The sequence below is a fragment of the Pseudonocardia oceanicola genome, from assembly GCF_047200735.1.
GTDB lineage: Bacteria > Actinomycetota > Actinomycetes > Mycobacteriales > Pseudonocardiaceae > Pseudonocardia.
Genome location: NZ_JBJZON010000001.1, coordinates 258,851 through 272,975, shown reverse-complemented (window position 1 = coordinate 272,975; position 14,125 = coordinate 258,851). Strand labels below are relative to the sequence as shown.

General features: G+C 72.7%; 16 protein-coding genes. 11 read left to right on the top strand and 5 right to left on the bottom strand.

All coding sequences use genetic code 11. The features are described 5' to 3' along the window. Window positions 1-97: 97 nt before the first annotated feature. Window positions 98-583, bottom strand: a complete 486-nt coding sequence (locus ACL02T_RS01255) for a carboxymuconolactone decarboxylase family protein (RefSeq protein WP_412828740.1) — start codon at window positions 581-583, stop codon at window positions 98-100. Between the two features lie 175 nt (window positions 584-758). On the opposite strand from ACL02T_RS01255, the gene ACL02T_RS01250 reads away from it, so the two are divergent. After that, window positions 759-1,694, top strand: coding sequence for an RNA polymerase sigma-70 factor (locus tag ACL02T_RS01250; protein ID WP_412828739.1), 936 nt, complete (start codon window positions 759-761; stop codon window positions 1,692-1,694). Window positions 1,695-1,728: 34 nt separating this feature from the next. Here ACL02T_RS01250 and ACL02T_RS01245 read toward each other — a convergent pair whose 3' ends face one another. Next, window positions 1,729-2,862, bottom strand: coding sequence for an App1 family protein phosphatidate phosphatase (locus ACL02T_RS01245; protein ID WP_412828738.1), 1,134 nt, complete (start codon window positions 2,860-2,862; stop codon window positions 1,729-1,731). Window positions 2,863-3,486: 624 nt separating this feature from the next. Here ACL02T_RS01245 and ACL02T_RS01240 point away from each other — a divergent pair. The 10 genes from ACL02T_RS01240 to ACL02T_RS01195 all read left to right on the top strand — a co-directional run bounded on the left by ACL02T_RS01240 (window position 3,487) and on the right by ACL02T_RS01195 (window position 10,450). Beyond that, a complete protein-coding gene (locus tag ACL02T_RS01240) occupies window positions 3,487-3,987 on the top strand; it encodes a GNAT family N-acetyltransferase (protein WP_412828737.1) in 501 nt (166 codons plus the stop codon). A 76-nt stretch (window positions 3,988-4,063) separates the two neighbouring features. Further along, window positions 4,064-5,299 (top strand): CaiB/BaiF CoA transferase family protein, encoded by a 1,236-nt coding sequence (locus tag ACL02T_RS01235; RefSeq protein ID WP_412828736.1) that lies wholly within the window; start codon window positions 4,064-4,066, stop codon window positions 5,297-5,299. Beyond that, window positions 5,299-5,745 carry a hypothetical protein gene (locus tag ACL02T_RS01230; protein ID WP_412828735.1) on the top strand — a complete coding sequence of 149 codons (447 nt, stop codon included), beginning with the start codon at window positions 5,299-5,301 and terminating at the stop codon, window positions 5,743-5,745. The genes ACL02T_RS01235 and ACL02T_RS01230 overlap by 1 nt, the downstream gene beginning before the upstream one ends. Then, the gene (locus tag ACL02T_RS01225) at window positions 5,742-6,161 is read left to right on the top strand and encodes a MaoC family dehydratase (RefSeq protein ID WP_412828734.1); all 420 of its coding nucleotides are present in this window, start codon (window positions 5,742-5,744) and stop codon (window positions 6,159-6,161) included. Before ACL02T_RS01230 ends, ACL02T_RS01225 begins: the two co-directional genes overlap by 4 nt. Before the next feature lie 135 nt (window positions 6,162-6,296). Next, a complete protein-coding gene (locus ACL02T_RS01220; RefSeq protein ID WP_412828733.1) occupies window positions 6,297-7,541 on the top strand; it encodes an LLM class flavin-dependent oxidoreductase in 1,245 nt (414 codons plus the stop codon). Window positions 7,542-7,657: 116 nt separating this feature from the next. Next, window positions 7,658-7,873 (top strand): dodecin, encoded by a 216-nt coding sequence (locus ACL02T_RS01215; RefSeq protein ID WP_412828732.1) that lies wholly within the window; start codon window positions 7,658-7,660, stop codon window positions 7,871-7,873. A 29-nt stretch (window positions 7,874-7,902) separates the two neighbouring features. Further along, a complete protein-coding gene (locus ACL02T_RS01210) occupies window positions 7,903-8,121 on the top strand; it encodes a hypothetical protein (RefSeq protein ID WP_412828731.1) in 219 nt (72 codons plus the stop codon). 100 nt (window positions 8,122-8,221) lie between these two features. Further along, window positions 8,222-8,932: an EthD domain-containing protein gene (locus tag ACL02T_RS01205; RefSeq protein WP_412828730.1), complete on the top strand. Its 711-nt coding sequence runs from the start codon at window positions 8,222-8,224 to the stop codon at window positions 8,930-8,932. Beyond that, on the top strand, window positions 8,929-9,276 hold the full coding sequence (locus tag ACL02T_RS01200) for an NIPSNAP family protein (RefSeq protein ID WP_412828729.1): 348 nt from the start codon (window positions 8,929-8,931) through the stop codon (window positions 9,274-9,276). Before ACL02T_RS01205 ends, ACL02T_RS01200 begins: the two co-directional genes overlap by 4 nt. Window positions 9,277-9,310: 34 nt before the next feature. After that, the gene (locus tag ACL02T_RS01195) at window positions 9,311-10,450 is read left to right on the top strand and encodes a mandelate racemase/muconate lactonizing enzyme family protein (RefSeq protein WP_412828728.1); all 1,140 of its coding nucleotides are present in this window, start codon (window positions 9,311-9,313) and stop codon (window positions 10,448-10,450) included. 2 nt (window positions 10,451-10,452) lie between these two features. Here the strand turns inward: ACL02T_RS01195 and ACL02T_RS01190 are convergent, their stop codons facing one another. From ACL02T_RS01190 to ACL02T_RS01180, 3 genes are all read right to left on the bottom strand, one after another. Then, window positions 10,453-10,701: a hypothetical protein gene (locus ACL02T_RS01190; protein WP_412828727.1), complete on the bottom strand. Its 249-nt coding sequence runs from the start codon at window positions 10,699-10,701 to the stop codon at window positions 10,453-10,455. Window positions 10,702-10,747: 46 nt separating this feature from the next. Next, on the bottom strand, window positions 10,748-12,085 hold the full coding sequence (locus ACL02T_RS01185; RefSeq protein WP_412828726.1) for a bifunctional 3,4-dihydroxy-2-butanone-4-phosphate synthase/GTP cyclohydrolase II: 1,338 nt from the start codon (window positions 12,083-12,085) through the stop codon (window positions 10,748-10,750). 78 nt (window positions 12,086-12,163) lie between these two features. Beyond that, complete coding sequence (locus ACL02T_RS01180; protein WP_412828725.1) at window positions 12,164-13,930, bottom strand: sigma-54-dependent Fis family transcriptional regulator; 1,767 nt, start codon at window positions 13,928-13,930, stop codon at window positions 12,164-12,166. Between the last annotated feature and the right edge of the window lie 195 nt (window positions 13,931-14,125).

Below are 14,125 nucleotides of genomic sequence, written 5' to 3'. Positions count from 1 at the left end.
TTCCCGAGGTCACGCCGGGCCCCCGCCGCCGGGCCCGCTTCCCCGCGGGGAGTACCCCGCCCGCGGGGAAGCGGACCTTGCGATCACCTGACGGCCCTCAGCGCGTCATCGCGGCGAACATGCCGGGCTCGTAGGACCCCGCCGGGGTGCGCGCGATGACATTGATCCGGTTGGCCGCGTTGATCAGCGCGACCAGGCAGACCAGCGCCGCGACCTGGTCGTCGTCGTAGTGCGTGCACACCCGGGCCCAGGTCTCGTCGGACACGCCCTGGTGGTGGTCGGCCAGCCGGGTCCCCTCCTCGGCGAGCGCCAGCGCCGCCCGCTCGGCCTCGGTGAACACGGTGGCCTCGCGCCAGGCGGCGACCAGGTTGAGCCGGACCGCCGTCTCGCCGGCGGCCGCGGCGTCCTTGGTGTGCATGTCGGTGCAGAAGCCGCAGCCGTTGATCTGGCTGGCGCGCAGCGACACCAGCTCCCGCGTGGCCTCGGGCAGCGACGACCGGGTGATCACCAGCGCGGCGTGGGCGAACCGCGTGCCGAAGGCGGCGGCGATCTCGTTGTGGAACAGGTCGATGCGTGCGTCCATGGTGGTCCTCGTTCCTGGTCGCTGGGCACTGGACGACCACCAGATGCCGGCGGCCCGGAGCACGTGACAGGGCGGCGCTGTGACGTGGGTCATGAAGAATGGGGGCGTGCGGGTGTCACGGGGCGGCGGTGGCCGGCGTCGGGTGGGGGACACGGACGACGGAGGAGGAGCCACCATGCCCGGCACGTCGCAGACCGCGCCCGCGGACCCCGCCGGGACCCGGGAGCACCGCCCGGACCCCGCCACCGCGGCGTTCCTCACCCACCGCAACCTGCTGTTCACCGTCGCCTACGAGATGCTCGGCTCGGCCGCCGACGCGGAGGACGTGCTCCAGGAGACCTGGTTGCGCTGGGTGGGCGTCGATCTCGACACCGTGCGGGACCGGCGCGCGTACCTCGTCCGGATCACCACCCGGCAGGCGCTCACCCGGCTGCGCACGCTCGGCCGGCGCAAGGAGTCCTACGTGGGCTCCTGGCTGCCCGAGCCGCTGCTGACCACACCCGACGTGGCCGAGGACGTCGAGCTGGCCGAGAGCCTCTCGACGGCGATGCTGCTGGTGCTCGAGACGCTCACCCCGACCGAGCGGGCGGTGTTCGTGCTGCGCGACGTGTTCGACCTCGGCTACGACGAGATCGCCGGCGCCGTGGACAAGACCCCCGCCGCGGCCCGCCAGATCGCCCACCGCGCACGGGCGCACGTCGCCGCCCGCCGTCCGCGCGGGGTCACGTCGCGCACCGAGACCCGGGACGCGCTCGACGCGTTCCGGCGCGCGGTCGAGACCGGCGATCTGCAGGGCCTGCTCGACATCCTCGCCCCGGACGTCGTGCTGGTGGGCGACGGCGGCGGGGTCAAGCAGGCGGTGCCGCGGCCGGTCGTCGGCTCGGACAAGGTGGCGCGGCTGCTGGCGGCCGGGCTGGGGCGGGTCGCCGGCGCGGTGTCGGTGCGGCCGGTCGAGGTCAACGGCTACCCCGCCCTGCTCCTCCACCTCGCCGGCGAGCTCGACAGCGTCCTGACCGTCCGTGTCGACGACGGGCTCGTCACCGGCCTCTACGCCGTCCGCAACCCCGAGAAGCTGTCGCACATGGCTCGGGAGACCGCCCTGCGGCGCTGAGGCCGGAAGGCGGGTGGATGCGGATCCCGCGCCGTCACCGAGGGGCTCCGGTGAGCCGGCCCGTCGTCGTCTCGGCCCGGATCGAGGGGACGTCCGCGGGGTCGAGCAGCCCGATCGACGCCGCGTGCTCGGCGATCTCGGTGCTGTCGTCGACGGCCAGCATCGGCACCCCCAGCGCCGTCACCCGGTCCGCCAGCGCGCGGACCTCGGAGTCCCGGCGCGGGGTGCGCCCCGGCGGACGGCGCACGTAGACCGCGCGGATCCGGTGCGGGTGCGCCTCCGCGACCGCCGCGTAGATCTCCGGATCGAGCTGGCCGGTGTCCCCGACGAGGACCAGCTCGAGCGCCGGGTGCTCGTCCAGGATGCGCGTGATGAGCCCGGTCTTGTGCTCGCGCGCACCGATCCGGAACAGGTTCCCGTGCCCCGGGCCCCAGTCCGTGAGCAACAGCGGGCCGAGCGGGAACGCCCGCAACGCGATGAACTCCAGCAGGGTGCCGTGCAGGTTCCAGGGACTGGTCGACACGTAGAAGACCGGCCTGCACACCCCCGAGGGCGGTGCCACCAGCGCCCGGTACAGCGCGGCCGAGCCGGGCAGCGGCGCGCGGTCCGCGGTCTCGGTCAGCAGGGTCGCCCGCAGGAACGCGAGCCCCCGGGTCAGCCCGGTCTCGAGGATGGTGTCGTCCACGTCGCTGACCAGGGCCACGTCCGCCCGTGGGTCGACCACCAGCACCTTCGCCCGCGCGGACGTGCCGCCCTCGAGGGTCAGCTCGGCCTCCTGCCAGCCGGGGTCCATCCCCGGCCGCTCGACGACGGCGTCGACGTACCCCTCGGCGTCCGCCCGGACGTGCCGGACCCCGCCGGGCGTGCGGATCGCGACGCGCGCCTCGGGCAACTCGAGGGTGAAGAACCGGCTGAGGCTCGCGAGGAGCACCTGACGCCGCGAGCGCGGACCGGGCGCGAGGTCGTCGTCGGTGACGGCGTCGGGATGCCCCATCGCCACCCGCGCGCCGATCCGCACCCGCTCGACCGACCCGTGCCCGATGAACGGGATCACGAGCGGGCGGCGCCGGCCGCGGATCACCACGACGACCATCACGACCCGGCCGAGCACACGCTCCGCCGCGACGGCCAGGCGGACGAGGGCGGCCTTCGCCTGCGTGCGCTTCACGACGCCCAGCGTGGCGTGCGGACGATCAGCACGCCACTCCGGGCGCCCTCCCCCTCCCGCGAGCCGGCTCACCAGGAAGACCGGTCCACCTGATCCGGCGGGGGGATCGCACGTGACGGGCTCCGCAGAGGGCACCGGCTCCGGGAGCGGCACGTCGGCGCCCGTCCGGGACCGGATGCTTGCGGCCCCGGGCCCTCCGGCGCTAGCGTCGTCGCGCCGACCACCGGCTCCTGCTCGGACCACCGCGAGAAGGCGATGCCATGGTCACCGCCCGGACCCTCCGGGGCGGTTGACGTTCCGGCCGCAGTACGGCCGACCGCACGGCCTCCTCCGGCGTGCGCACGAGTACCGCCCCGCTCCTCGGATCTCCTGGACATCCCCGGCGCGGACGACCGCGCCGGTACCGAGTGGAGTGTTTCCCCAGTGCCGGATTCCCCGCTGCCGAAGTCCCCAGTACCGGATTCCTCAGTGCCGAAGTCCTCTCTGCCGAAGTCCTCTCTGCCGAAGTCCTCTCTGCCGAAGTCCTCAGTCCCTACCTCAGCGCAGGGCAGCGCCCGAGCCATCCACGACCGGCCCCGCACGGGGCCGGCCCGGACCGAGGTCCACCCGCTGACCCTCCAGCAGGTGACCCTGCTGATCGAGGACCTCCGGCGGTTCACCCAGCGCTACGGCCTGACCCTGGCCGTCGGCTACCTCGCCTTCCCCGAGGCCCTCGCGGCCACACGGGACGCGCTCGCCGGCGGAACGCCCCCGGAGTGGTTCAGCCATCTGATCGTCGAACCGGACACCGAGCAGGTGGTGGGTCTCGGCGGCTACACCGGCCCGCCCCGGGACGGCGCCGTGGAGATCGGGTACAGCGTCGCGCCCGGCCACCGGGGCCGCGGCCACGCCACCGCCGCCGCGGCGGCCTGGATCGCCTCGGCCCGCGCCCGCGGAGCGACCCGCGTCGTCGCTCACACCCTCGCCGAGGAGGGGCCCTCGACCGCCGTCCTGCGCCGCTGCGGCCTCACCCGGGTCGCGCAGCTGCAGGATCCCGAGGACGGCCTCCTCTGGCGGTGGGAGCTGGGTCTCGCCGAGCAGCCGGCCCCGGGGTGCGGGTCCGCCTGCGAAAGTGTCCCGAAGTGACACGCGACCGGCGCGGCGTGCGCTGGGATCATCGCGACGGTGCGCTCGTCGGGGTGCGGGAGGAGCGGGGCGTCGTATGACTTCGGATGCCGTGGGCGGGGCGCCGCTCGCCGACGTGCGGGTGGTGGACCTGACCACGACGTTCATGGGTCCCTACTGCACGCTCCTGCTCGCGCAGATGGGCGCCGACGTCGTCAAGGTCGAGTCGCCCGCCGGCGACGTCGTCCGGTACGTCGGGGACGAGCAGGGCACCGGGCTGGGCCCGGTGTTCCTCAACGCGAACCGGGGCAAGCGCAGCATCGTGCTGGACCTGAAACAGCCGACGGGGCGCGAGGTGCTGCGGCGTCTGATCGACGCCGCGGACGTGTTCGTGCACAACATGCGGCCGGACGCGGTGACGCGGCTCCGGCTGCGCCCCGAGGACGTGCACGCCGCCAACCCGCGTGTCGTGTACTGCGTGGTCCGCGGGTTCTCCAGCGCGGGCCCGTACCGCGACAAGGCCGCGTACGACGACGTCATCCAGGCGGCCTGCGGCCTCGCCGCCGTGCAGGGCGGACCGGGCGAGCCGACCTACGTCCGGACGCCGGTCGCCGACAAGGCGACCGGCCTGATGGCCGTCGGAGCGATCGCCGCCGCGCTGTACCAGCGTGAGCGGACGGGAGGCGGTTCCGCGATCGAGGTGCCGATGCTCGAGACGATGGTGTCGTTCACCCTGCTCGACCAGCAGGGCGGTTACGTCTTCGATCCCCCGCGCGGCCCTGCCGGCTACGCCCGCACGGACTCGCCGTACCGCAGGCCGTACCGGACCGCCGACGGCCACGTCGGCGTCATGGTCTACACGGACGCGCAGTGGCGGTCGTTCTTCGACCTCGTGGGGAGGCCGGAGCTCACCGAGGACCACCGCTTCCGCATGATCACCGCCCGGACGGTCCACATCGACGAGCTGTACCGGCTGCTCGAGGAGGAGGTGCGCCGGCGGTCGACCGCGGAATGGCTGGCGGCGTTCGACGCGCGCGGCATCCCGGCGATGCCGGTGCTCACCGTGCCCGGGTTGTTCGGCGACGAGCACCTGCGCGCGACGGGCATGTTCGAGGACGCGGTGCACCCCACGGAGGGCTCGCTCCGGCTCGCCCGGTTCCCGGTCGACTTCGCCGGGTCCGCGCACGTCGACCTCCGGCCGGCGCCCCGGCTCGGGGAGCACGGGCCGGAGATCCTCGCCGAGCTCGGTGACGTCCCGGAGGAGATCGACGCGCCGGGCACCGGCTACCGGCGCGCGGAGCCCGCCGCCCGGCCCCCGGTCGCGGAGGCCTGATGCCGCGCATCGCCCAGGAGTTCGCCGACATTCCCTTCGCGCGGCTCGTGCCCGGCTCGGTCCACCGCACGCGGTACGCGCTGACCGCCGACCTCGTCGCCACGTACGTCCGCCTCGTCGCCGACGCCGACACCGACGCCGTCGACACCCCGGACGCCGCCGCGGACGGGCCCCGCATCGTGCCGCCGTACGTGTACTGCACCTTCCTCCCGATCTACCGCGCCCTCGGCGGACGCATGGAGCAGGGCAGCGTGCACACCCGGCAACGGGTGGCGCAGCGTGCCCAGGCGTTCGTCGGCGACGTCCTCGACGTCGAGGTCACCGTCGGCGCAGCCGAGTTGCGCGCGGGCAGGCCCACGGTCGAGCTCCTCGCCGAGTACGCCCGCCGAGGCGTGCTCATCTGTCGCACGACCTCGACGATCCTGTGGGGGTACGCCGCCCGATGACCGATCCACCCGGCGACCCGGCGGCCGTCCCGCCGACGCGGACGTTCACGCAGCGCGACATGGACGAGTTCGGCGTCGCCAGCGGCGGCACCGGCCTCATCCACACCGAGCCCGCCTACGCCGCGACGACCCCGTACGGGGCCACTCTGGTGCAGGGCGTCTACCTGCTCGCCGTGATCGAGAGGCACCTGTGCGAGCACGACCCCCGCTGGGCCGAGGGTGGCGAGCTCGAGGTCGGGTTCGTCGCCCCGGTGACCGAGGGGACCCCGTTCACCGTCGAGATCCGCGAGACCACGGACGCCACGGGAACCACCGACCGCGCAGAGGCGAGCGGGCGGTCCCTGACGTGGAGCGTGCTGGGTACGACGCCCTCGGGACCCGCCGTGGTCGGCACGGCGCGCGTGCTTCCGGGCTGATGGTCCGGCCTCGCCCCATGGGGCAAATTGGGACACGGACGGCTCCCGATTCCGGGGTTCCATCGTCACGTCAGCACGCCGACCGTCCTCGGGCCGGCCTCCCCGCCGGTCCGTGCAGAGCAAGGGAGCCCGACGGTGAAGTTCCAGCTGTTCATGCTGCCGACGATCCCGGCCACGTTGGAGGAGCGCGCCGCCAAGCGCCCCATCGGCCGGGACGTCGACGCCTTCCAGGCGATGATCGAGGAGGTTCGCGAACTCGCGGTCATCGCCGACCAGGCGGGTTTCGACGTGTTCTCGACCACCGAGCACCACTTCCACTCGGAGGGGTTCGAGGCGTCGGTCCAGCCGATGATGCTCTATGCCGACCTGGCCGCCCGTACCGAGAACATCGCCTTCGCTCCGCTGTCGCTGGTGCTGCCCGCCAACGACCCGTTGCGGGTGGCCGAGCAGGTCGCCTACCTCGACCACCTCACCCAGGGCCGGGTGTACGGCGGTTACGCGCGCGGTTACCAGGACCGCTGGGTGAACGTCTTCGGCCAGCACGTCCCCGTCAAGGGCACCCCGATGGACGGCAGCCCCGACGACAAGCACAACCGCGCGGTGCACGAGGAGTACCTCGAGCTGATCTACAAGGCGTGGACGGACGACCTGTTGACCTTCGACGGCGAGTTCTACAAGGTGCCTCCGAAGGAGGGGATCACCCGGTGGCCGGCCGCCGAGTGGACCCGCCGCTACGGGCACCCTGACGAGATCGACGAGAACGGCCACATCCGTGGGATCTCGGTGATCCCCAAGCCCTACCAGCAGCCCTATCCCCCGGCGTTCCAGCCGTTCTCGGTGTCCGAGTCGACGATGGTGCACACCGCGCAGCACGGCGTCATGCCGATCATCCTCGTGGCGGAGCCCGGGCAGTTCACGCACCTGGCCAAGCTGTACCAGTCCTCGGCTGCCGATGCGGGCCGCGATCTCAAGCTCGGGGAGAACATCGGTGCGTTCCGTGCGGTGGCATTCGGTGAGGATCGGCAGCAGGCCTGGAACCTGATGGAGCGGACGAACTACTACGGGTTTCAGATCTACTTCTCCGGGTTCGGGTTCTGGGAGGCGCTGCGCCTGCCCGGCGACGAGCAGACGTACCCGAAGGGTTCGGCGCTGCTGCCACCCGAGGAGTGGACGATGGAACGGTTCACCAAGACCAAGTACGGCCTGGCCGGCACGGTCGACGACATCAAGCGGGACGTCGAGGACCTGGCGACGATCCACGGCAACGGCGGCGAGCTCGAGTGGTTCTCCTGGTTCTTCGACCAGGGCCTGATGCCGGTCGACGAGGCCAAGCGGCAGCTCGAGATCTTCGCCGAGCACATCATCCCCGAGTTCCGCTAGAAGACCGGCCGGGGCGGGGGCGCGGCGGCCGGGGGGGACGCTGCGCGCCCCGCAGCCTGCCCGGACAGCCGCCTGCTGCACGGCCGTGGACGACCGCCGAGATCGAAGGAGCGCATGTGCCCGAGCACATTTACCGCATCATCGAGATAGTCGGATCCTCGCCCCGGTCGGTGGACGAGGCCATCCACAACGGGATCGCCCGCGCCGCGCACACCATGCACGGTCTCGACTGGTTCGAGGTCACCCAGATCCGCGGACACCTCGGCGAGGGGGCCGTCGATCACGTCCAGGTCGGGCTCAAGGTCGGGTTCCGGCTGGACGAGGCGGAGTAGGCCGACGCTGTGCGGAGGCGGACGACGACGTGAGCGGGAGCCTGGCCTGGGCGGCTGCGGTGGGCGACTCACTCGTCGACGGCGGCGTGGACGTCGCGGCACACCTGCCGGATTCGCGGCTGCAGGGCGTCCTCGCGCGGCTGGCCGAACGAGGGGTGGCGGGTGTCCTCACGTGGGCTCGACGGGCAGGGCGTACCGCCGCGGTGGCGCTCGAACCGGAACTGGGCGGTGGCCGTGGAGCCCACTGACGTGGCAGCACGACCCCGCCACGGTCCGGACCGCTTCACCGCCGCGGTCCGCGCGAACCGAAGGGGGCCGACCGGCGGGCACAGAGCAGGAGGTCACCACGTGCACAGCGGACCGGTGAAGGTGGTCGTACTCGGCCGCCGTAGCTCGGGACTACCGCTCGACCGGTTCCGGGCCTGGGCGGCCGCGGAGCTCGCCCCAGGACTCGCCGGACTGGCGGGTGCGGTTCGTCAGGCCCAGTCGCTCACCCTGCTCGGCGGCTACCGCAGCGGCGACCCGATCTACGACGTCGTGCACGAGCTGTGGTTTCCCGATGAAGCGGCGGCCCGCTGGGCGAGCTCCTCCCCGGCCTTCACCGCGCTGACGAGCGACCGCGCGCTCGACCCGGCCTCGCTGACCGTCCTGCACGTCGAGGAGCACGTCATCAAGGACCTCGACGAGCCCACCGGCGGGGTCAAGAGCATCGAGTTCGTGGCCCGCCGGGCAGACCTGCCGTGTTCGGAGTTCCGCCGCTACTGGCGCGAGGTGCACGGACCCCTGGCCGCCCGGATCGCCCCGATCCAGGGGTACGTGCAGAGTCACTGCCTGCCCTCCTGCTACACGGCGGGGGCGGCGCCGCGTTGGGACGGGCTGGCGACGACGTGGTTCGACGACACCGCAGCGATGCGCCGATCCGCGACCCTGCCCGAGTACCGTGCGACCCGCGAGGACGAGCCGCGCTTCCTCGCCCCCGGACACCTGCCGTTCCTCATCACGACCGAAACCGTCACCGTCGACTCGCCGACGCCCCCGTCGGCACCGGGAGCGTCATGACGATCTACGAGCTACGCGAGTACAGCGCCGTCCCGGGACGGCTGCCGGCGCTGGTCGAGCGGTTCAACTCCGCCACCTGCCGGATCTTCCGCAAGCACGGGATGGAGCTGGTGTTCCTCAGCCGCACCGATGTCGGGGACGACTCGAAGAACGAGATCGTCTACGTCCTGCGCTTCGACTCCTACGACGACCTGCAGAGCAAGTGGGCGGCCTTCTTCGCCGACCCCGAGTGGAAGACCGTGGCCGCGCGTAGCGAAGAGGCCGGTCCGCTCGTCGCGCGGGTCCGTCGGCGCCTGCTCACGACCGCGGACTTCCCGGGAGTCGAGTCCGGGCCGACGGGGTGAATGGCACCAGGGCCTGCCCACCGGAGAGTCCGCGATGAAGATCGTCGACGTCACCGCGTTCCCCACCTCGTTCCCCGTGAGCCCGCGTGGCGGCGAGCGGCTCGGGATCGGCCGCGCGGTCAAGCGTGACGCGGTGGTCGTGCGCGTGCGCACCGCCGACGGCATCGTGGGCTGGGGCGAGGCGCACCACGCCCGCTCGCCCGGCACGATCGGCCACCTGATCGACAGCACGCTGCGCGAGCTGGTCCTCGGGCTGGACGCCACCGACGTCATCGGCGTCTGGCGCACCGTCTATACCGCCCAACTCGCCAGCCATGGGCTCGGCGCCGCCGCCGCGATCGCGCTGAGCGGGATCGACATGGCGCTCTGGGACGTGCGTGGCAAGGCGGCCGGCTGGCCGCTGCACCGGCTGCTCGGCGGCGGCGCCCGGCCGGTCCGCGCCTACGCCGGGGGCGTGGCGCTGGGGTGGAGCGAGCCCGAGGCGCTGCTCGACCAGGTACGGCCGCTGGTCGAGCAGGGGTACCCAGCGGTCAAGCTGCGGATCGGTGAGGGCCCGGAGCGGGACCTCGCCCGCATCGCCGCCGTGCGCGCGGAGTTCCCCGAGCTAGAGGTTCTCGTCGATGCGAACACCGCCTACGAACTCGACGACGTGCGGCGCGTCGCTCCCGGACTGCGCGAGCACCGGGTCGCATGGCTGGAGGAGCCGTTCCCGCCGCACGATCACCGCAGCTACATCGAGGCCGCGCGGTTCGCGGGGGTGCCGTTGGCGGCCGGCGAGAACCACTACACGCGCTTCGAGTTCCACCGGCTGGTCGAGGACGGCGCCGTCACCGTCCTGCAGCCGGACCTGTCCAAGTCGGGCGGGATCACCGAGGTGCAGCGGATCGCCGCCATGGCCTCGGCGTGGAAGCTGCGCGTGCACCCCCACACCGCTTCGACGGGACTGAACATGGCCGCGACCGTGCACCTGCTCGCGGCAACCGAGAACGCGGGCTACTACGAGGCCGACGTCAGCCACGACAACCTGTTCCGTGACGAGCTGGTGCCAACGCCTCTCCCGATCCGCCCGGACGGCACCGTGCTCCCGCCGGACGGGCCGGGGTTGGGTGTGGAGGTCGACGAAGACTTCCTCGCCGCGCACCCGGTGATCGAGGGCCCCGGCTTCGTCCGATGACGTCAGGCCTCGGCGAGATGGTCCCGGATGACACGGCCCATCGAGTAGGTGAAGCTCACGTCCGCCCACATCACGGAGGGGGCCGACAGCGGCGCGGCGGGAGCCCACCGGGCGGCGGGGTGGCGCGCCCCGGGCTGCGCCGGGATGCCCGCGCCTTCACGGGCGAAAGCGATGAACCGGGGGAACCCCCGCCACCGGCCCTCCGCGTCGGAGCTGGTGACGATGGTGACGCCGCTGGGGAAGGTCGCCATGGCGTCGCGGAACGTTCGGGAACGGTCCGGACGGGCCGGTGTGCGCTCATGAGACCTGCGCACCCCCGCTCGGATCGTCGTGAGCGCCGGGCGGGAGCCCACCGATGTCGTGGTCCATCCGCACCCGCTTGGTGGTGAGGTAGCTGATGTTGTCGGGGTTCGGCGGGGTGACCAGCGGCTCCCGGCGGACGATCTGCACACCGTGTTCGGCGAGCCCGCTCTCCTTGGCGGGGTTGTTGGTCATGAGGCGGACGTGGTCGACGCCGAGGTCGCGCAGGATCCGCGCGCCGACGCCGTAGTCCCGGCTGTCGACCGGCAGCCCGAGCACGAGATTCGCATCGACCGTGTCCAGCCCGCCGTCCTGCAGCGTGTACGCGCGCAGCTTGTGCGAGAGGCCGATGCCCCGACCCTCGTGGCCGCGCAAGTAGACCACCACGCCGCGGCCCTCGGCCACGATCCGCCGCAGCGCCCCGTCCAGCTGCTCGCCGCAGTCGCAGCGCCGCGACCCGAAGACGTCCCCGGTGAGGCACTCCGAGTGCACCCGCACCAGGACCGCGGCATCAGGCCCGTCGGCCCCGTCCGGGAGCCCGGCGATCCGACCGGAGTCGTCGAGTTCGGCGTGCACGAGCGCGACGTGCTCGACGCCGTCGGCGGCGCGATAGGTCAGCGCGGTGAACTCCCCGTGCGCGGTGGGCACCCGCCCAGCGGCCTCACGACGGACGAGGGTGGACTCTTCACGGCGACGACGCCCGATGTCCGCCACGGTGAGCATCACCAGATCGTGCTCGGCTGCGAAGCGCTCGATGTCGGGGCGCCGGGCCATCGTGCCGTCGTCGTTGGTCACCTCGGCCAAGACGCCCGCCGGAACCAGGCCGGCGAGCCGGCACAGGTCGACCGCGCTCTCGGTGTGTCCGGGACGCTCGAGCACACCGCCGGGGCGGGCGCGAAGGGGGAACACGTGGCCCGGTCGGGAGAGGTCCCTGGGCCGAGTGGCCGGGTCGGCCAGCGCTCGGATCGTCGCCGCCCGGTCAGCGCCGGACACCCCCGTGCTCGTGCCGTGCTTGAGGTCGACCGAGACGGTGAATGCGGTGCCACGGGGGTCGTCGGCCTCCTCGACCATCGGCGTCAACTCGAGTGCCTCGGCGCGCTCACCGGGAATGGCGACGCAGATCAGGCCGCTGGTGTGACGGATCATGAACCCGATCGTCTCGGGAGTCGCCAGCTCGGCGGCCATGATCAGGTCGCCCTCGTTCTCACGGTCCTCGTCGTCGACGACGAGGACCATTCGGCCGTGCCGCAGCTCGGTCAGCGCAGCGTCGACCACGTGGGCCGATCGGTGCGCCCCTGCTGCCCCGTCCGCGCCGGTGTCGTGGCTGCGATGCATGGTCCGACGGTAGGGGCGAGGCGAGGCCTGGCGGTGTCCGAAACTCGAACACACGATCGTCGCCCCGCCCACCCGGCGTCAGAAGGTGGTGTTGTCCAGGTCGATCCCCGCGGCCTGCAGCTTCCGGTAGAGCGTGGACCGCGAGATGCCGAGCAGCGCGGCGGCATCCTTCTTGTTCCCACCGGTCTCGGCCATCGCGTCGAGGATGGCGTGGATCTCGGCCCGCTCGAAGCGGCTGAGCGTGAGACGCGGGGCGGCCCGCCGCACCTCCGGAGGCAGGTCGCCGAGCCCGGGGACCGCTCCGCTCGGCGTTGCGTCGAGCACGCGCTCCACCAGCCTCCGCAACTCGCGGATGTTGCCCGGCCACGACAGGCGCATGAGCAGCTGCACGGCCTCGGGTGCGAATCTGCGGGGGGCCGCGAAAGCGGCGACCAGTGTCGGGATATCGCGCAAGCGATTGCGCAGCGGCGGTAACCGGAGCTGATCGGCGTCGAGCCCGGGCAACACCGTGTCGTCCCAGGACGAGGCGCACGTGAAGGTCGCGGCGCAGCGCCACCCGCGTGCGCCCGCGTCGTCGAGGATCGCCGACAGGCGCCGTCGGGCGAGTCCGTCGAGCAGGTCCAGGTGGCGCAGCAGGAGCGCGCCGGGCGGTCCGGCGAGTGCGACGCGCAGGTCGTCGAACCATGCGTCGAGGCCGCTGATCTCGGCCCGCGTGGCGTCGCAGACCAGCAGGTCGTCGCCACCCCCCCGGAGGAGCGCGGCCCCCACCGCGGCCTTTCCGACCCCTGGTTCGCCGCACAGCACCACGGTCCGGGCCGCGAGCGCCGCCCGAGCCGTCCGGCACGCCCAGAGAAAGGCCCGGTCGGTACCGGCCAGTCCCTCGGGCGCGCAGACGCGGGGGGCGGGGCCCGTCGACGTCGTGGGCTCGGCCGCGGGCCGGATCTCGACCAGCGCGCCGATCACCTCACCGCCGTCCCGCAGGGGCATGGTCCGGGTCCGGGCGCTGCGTCCGCCGGGCAGTGGGAGCTCGCTGTCGACCGTCCCGTCCGCGCAGGAGCCCGCGAGCACCCGGGCCACGTGGTCCCACAGGAGCGGCTGGTCCACACCGTCCAGGAGCCTCGCGGCCTGCGGATTGGCCATCTGTACGCGGTCGTTGAGGACGAGGATCCCGGCATGGGAGCGCCTGCTGCCGGACAGGAAGTGCGCCAGCAGCGCGCGCTCCTGGACGGTCTGCTGCTCGAAGAGCCGCTGCTCGATCGCCTTCGCGGTCTGCTCGGCGAGAACGGTCACCAGCCCGTTGTCCCGGGCCGCACCGCAGGTGATGTCCAGAATGCCCATCGCGCGGCGCGTCAGCGGGTCCATGATCGGCACGCCGACGCAGGTGAACTGGACGAGCTCGTCGACGTAGTGCTCGTGGCCGTCGATGCGGGTGGTGCGGCCCAGCTCGACCGCCGTGCCGACCCCGTTGGTCCCCACCGCATCCTCCGCGAAGACGAAGCCGGGAGTGATGTGGAGGGAGTCGAGCGTGTGCAGGAGCCGCCGGTTCCGCACCCGGCGATCGAGGATACGCGCGTTCGCGTCGGTCACGAGGAAGCTCACGCCGAGGTCGCCGAGCCGCGCGTTCATCGCATCGAGGACCGGGCCGGCCGCACGCAGCAGCCGCGACTGCGGGTCGACACCCGGACGGTAGGGCGGGGTGAGGCGATCGGTGGCCACCGACCAGCTCGAGCACCGTTGCCACGACGAGGAGACCTCGGCGCGGACGCGTACCGGTGGGCTCCCCGACGAGAGGAAGGACTTGCGTTCACGTGCCAGGATGTCGTCCACCACGTCGATCACTTCCACCAGAACCTCGTTGTTCTGCAGAACCGGGGCGGCGGGCTCGCCCCCTCACGAACGATAGGTCAGGTCACCGGGGTCCGAGCTGTCGCAATCTGGGACATGGCTCCCCGTGTGCCCCAAGTTCGGACACCGGCCACCCCGCTCGACGCGGTCGAATCGTCACGTGCCCTTCCTCGGCACGTCACACGACCATCTCGG

Coding starts and splice junctions, on each gene's coding strand:
- ACL02T_RS01255 (WP_412828740.1), bottom strand. CDS start 583: ATGGACGCACGCATCGACCTGTTCCACAACGAGATCGCCGCCGCCTTC.
- ACL02T_RS01250 (WP_412828739.1), top strand. CDS start 759: ATGCCCGGCACGTCGCAGACCGCGCCCGCGGACCCCGCCGGGACCCGG.
- ACL02T_RS01235 (WP_412828736.1), top strand. CDS start 4,064: ATGACTTCGGATGCCGTGGGCGGGGCGCCGCTCGCCGACGTGCGGGTG.
- ACL02T_RS01230 (WP_412828735.1), top strand. CDS start 5,299: ATGCCGCGCATCGCCCAGGAGTTCGCCGACATTCCCTTCGCGCGGCTC.
- ACL02T_RS01225 (WP_412828734.1), top strand. CDS start 5,742: ATGACCGATCCACCCGGCGACCCGGCGGCCGTCCCGCCGACGCGGACG.
- ACL02T_RS01200 (WP_412828729.1), top strand. CDS start 8,929: ATGACGATCTACGAGCTACGCGAGTACAGCGCCGTCCCGGGACGGCTG.
- ACL02T_RS01195 (WP_412828728.1), top strand. CDS start 9,311: ATGAAGATCGTCGACGTCACCGCGTTCCCCACCTCGTTCCCCGTGAGC.
- ACL02T_RS01190 (WP_412828727.1), bottom strand. CDS start 10,701: ATGGCGACCTTCCCCAGCGGCGTCACCATCGTCACCAGCTCCGACGCG.
- ACL02T_RS01185 (WP_412828726.1), bottom strand. CDS start 12,085: ATGCATCGCAGCCACGACACCGGCGCGGACGGGGCAGCAGGGGCGCAC.